4 protein-coding genes are annotated in these 3040 nt (G+C 36.2%); all 4 read right to left on the reverse strand.

Annotation, left to right across the window (positions count from 1 at the left end; genetic code table 11):
• The coding region (locus tag CO675_RS41255) for a hypothetical protein (protein ID WP_097677258.1) at window positions 1–193 on the reverse strand (193 nt) is incomplete at its 3' end.
• Window positions 183–1310 carry a hypothetical protein gene (locus CO675_RS39460; RefSeq protein ID WP_036853157.1) on the reverse strand — a complete coding sequence of 376 codons (1128 nt, stop codon included), beginning with the start codon at window positions 1308–1310 and terminating at the stop codon, window positions 183–185. The genes CO675_RS39460 and CO675_RS41255, both read right to left, overlap by 11 nt.
• Window positions 1310–2206 carry a phage distal tail protein domain-containing protein gene (locus CO675_RS39465; RefSeq protein ID WP_036853156.1) on the reverse strand — a complete coding sequence of 299 codons (897 nt, stop codon included), beginning with the start codon at window positions 2204–2206 and terminating at the stop codon, window positions 1310–1312. Before CO675_RS39465 ends, CO675_RS39460 begins: the two co-directional genes overlap by 1 nt.
• On the reverse strand, window positions 2206–3040 hold an 835-nt coding region (locus CO675_RS39470; protein ID WP_198964912.1), incomplete at its 5' end, for a phage tail protein. The genes CO675_RS39465 and CO675_RS39470, both read right to left, overlap by 1 nt.

The following is a 3040-nucleotide window of genomic DNA, read 5'->3' on the forward strand; positions in this document are numbered from 1 at the left end:
AAGGATAACCACCAATTGATACAAATTGTCCGACTTCATACAAGAGCGTGGTCTCGATTCTAAGCGTGTTTTTACTATTATAGTACACTTTACCTTGCAATAGTTCTAAGTGGTCTTTACGAAGCTCTCTATGCCCTTTAAAGCTATCTATTCTATATTTGTCGCCATAAGTAGCTACATACTCATATAACATTCGGTTTGTCTCCACTTCCTACAAAAATAAGTCTATCATTGAACTCTGTTTTAACTCTATCTGCTATATATCCTGAATATAGCTTGCCCTCGTACCAAATATCTACTAAGTCATTAACATACAAAGGAAAAAGTTCATTTTGATTAAAGAATAACCTTGTGACGATTGTAGAGGGAGAAATTTCAACCTTAATAGTAGACAACTCAGGAGGGTTTCCGTGGTCATCTCTATCATAAAACAATGTTTTGGTTGTCCTTACATCTGGCAAGTCTGTTCCGTCTCCATGATAAGTGCTATAATCAATGACATCTCCGTTATTTTTTGCTGTGTACATTTTAGGAGGGTCTGTGTAGTCATCTGTTGCTTTATTTTTAACGAACACAACAGCAAAATTATAAGCTGAACGTTCTACTATTGTTTCCGTGTCCATTGTCACACTTTGCTTAATATCTACCCTTGTCGTGATTCTTTTTCTATTCCAGTTTCTTGAAGCAAAGTTAATGAATAACAAGTTTCTAGGGTCTGTTTCAGATGGAGCGTGTTGAATGGTTGTAGTTGGTTGAAATTGAACCTTGGAAAATATCCTTTTTGCTACATCATGAGCTGATGAAGTTTCCGCTTTACGATTAATCGTAGCCTTTCCAGCAAAGATACTTGAATCAAAGAAATAACCATAACTCATTAAATTATTTTTATTAGGGTCAATTAAATAATTAATTATACCAGAGTTTGTCTTTTTGGCTATTGCGTTTGGAACGTCAAGACTTTCAATCATTGCCCAAAAGTAGTTTTTTAACGTAGCTTTATTACTTTCGTCTACATCGGTCACAAGGTAAACCATATCTAAATTCAGTTTTTTCCTCTTACCTAGAGCTTCTTCAATTGGAACAACTTCAGGAAAAAGTACTTGAACAATATCGCCAACTTCTACCGAAACGGTCAATGTAGCTGATGAAGTGTAAAGATAGCCTGTTTCCCACAGTTCGTAATCAATAACTTGACATCTTGCCTTTGGTATTGGAAGGCCTCTTTTTTCTTTTTTACCATTAGGCATTCTGAAATCAGATATATTGTAATAGTTAGGGTTAAAGTTATCATAAACGTTAGCTTCTAACATTAAATAAAGTCCGCCTTTCTCTTGATTTTAAGCTCTGCCTTACTTAAATTAACTAGCTCCATTTGACCTTTTTCAATTATACGAGTTCTGTATCGCTCAAAGTTCATTACAGGGAATAAGTTTAGTACAGTTGTACCCTTCCAGCCTTGATAAAATTCGTCATTTACATCTGTATTAATTAAAATATAATCTTGTACCTGTTCCGTCTTAAACACAATTGCAGTATATTCGTTTCCAACATCGTCTAAAAATCTAACTCCAGCAGGTGTTTTAGGAAGTTTCGGATATAATACCCCCATAAAACTAAATATTTTTTCTTTTATTTCCCAACGGCTTAAACGGCCTATGTCACTTTCCCCATAATAAGTGTAAGAGGTTCCTTCGATATACTTATAGTCTCCTGGTGCGGTTCCTCCATAAATTTTAGACTTACCAGAAAGAACTTTACCATTTTCAATCATGTCAAAAGTTAAATTTTCGTAAGTATACCACTTTGTAACTACATCGAAAGTTATCTTTTCGCTGAAAGTTCCGTTCTTACCGTAACCCTCTGTCTTTGTGACATCTGCTAAAGCTAAATCAGCATACACCTGAAAAATTTCTGTTTGATATTCAAGTGTAACGAATTTTTTGCTAAGAATATCGTTTACGAAGTCTTTCATTAATTGATAATTTTCTTCTAAACTTTCTCCAAACGTTTCTAGCTTAAACTCTATTTGTGGTTGAGTAATTGAGCGTTTTCCCATTATTCCAATACCATTACTTTGCCAGATGTTATTAGTTGATTGTAACCCTAAATTAGAGGGCTGGTAAAATCTAACTTTTCCATTTGTAACGTCCCAAACTTTGTCGTCTGTTCCGTCTAAGTTAGTATGTATTTTATACTGTCTTACCATTAAGCCCTCCCTAGTTCAAATTCTCGTCTGATTGCACGCGCTAAGTTAGAAACATCTTGACCAGCACCGCCTTGCACGTTAAATGTGTTATATGTTCTATTGTCGCTTGATACACTGTTAGTGCTTAAACCGTAACCGCTAGAAGATAAATTGACATCTGTTAAGCCTACTACCATAGAACCTTTGAATAGTCCGCCAACTTTACTTGCAACCCAATCAATTGAACCTTTGATATTTTTAATTGTATCTGTTACACCTCCAAGAACGCTGTCTATTGTATCTTTGACTCCTCCAAATATTCCGCTAAAGAAGTCGCCAATGCCCTTAAATACTCCTGTTATTGCATCCCAAGCATTTGAAGCAAATTTACCAAAAGCCTCGAATACTCCGCTAACTATATCTTTAGCACCGTCAAACGCTCCCTTAAAGAAATCAGCTACTCCGTTAAATACACCTGAAATTGCATCCCAAGCTTTTGAAGCAAAGCCACCAAGAGCGCTAAACACTCCGCTAACGACACTGCGAACAGAATTGAATATGCCACTAAAGAAGCCTGAAACTGCATTCCATATTGATGAAACTACTCCCCAAGCGCTAGAAGCAAAACTTCCGATTGCACTAAATACTGTTGAAACTACTGATTTTACAGCGTTAAATATACCGCCAAAGAAGCCTGAAACTGCATTCCATACGCCAACCAGTATATCCCAAGCTGAACCAGCAAAGCTACCTATGGCGCTAAATACTGTTGAAACTATTGAACTAACTGCGTTAAATATTACACCAAAGAAACCTGATATGCCGTTCCACGCTCCGATAACTAATTGGTAAGCA

Origin of the sequence: Bradyrhizobium sp. C9, assembly GCF_002532045.1 — a bacterium.
GTDB lineage: Bacteria > Pseudomonadota > Alphaproteobacteria > Rhizobiales > Xanthobacteraceae > Bradyrhizobium.

Coding starts and splice junctions, on each gene's coding strand:
- CO675_RS39465 (WP_036853156.1), bottom strand. CDS start 2,206: ATGGTAAGACAGTATAAAATACATACTAACTTAGACGGAACAGACGAC.
- CO675_RS39460 (WP_036853157.1), bottom strand. CDS start 1,310: ATGTTAGAAGCTAACGTTTATGATAACTTTAACCCTAACTATTACAAT.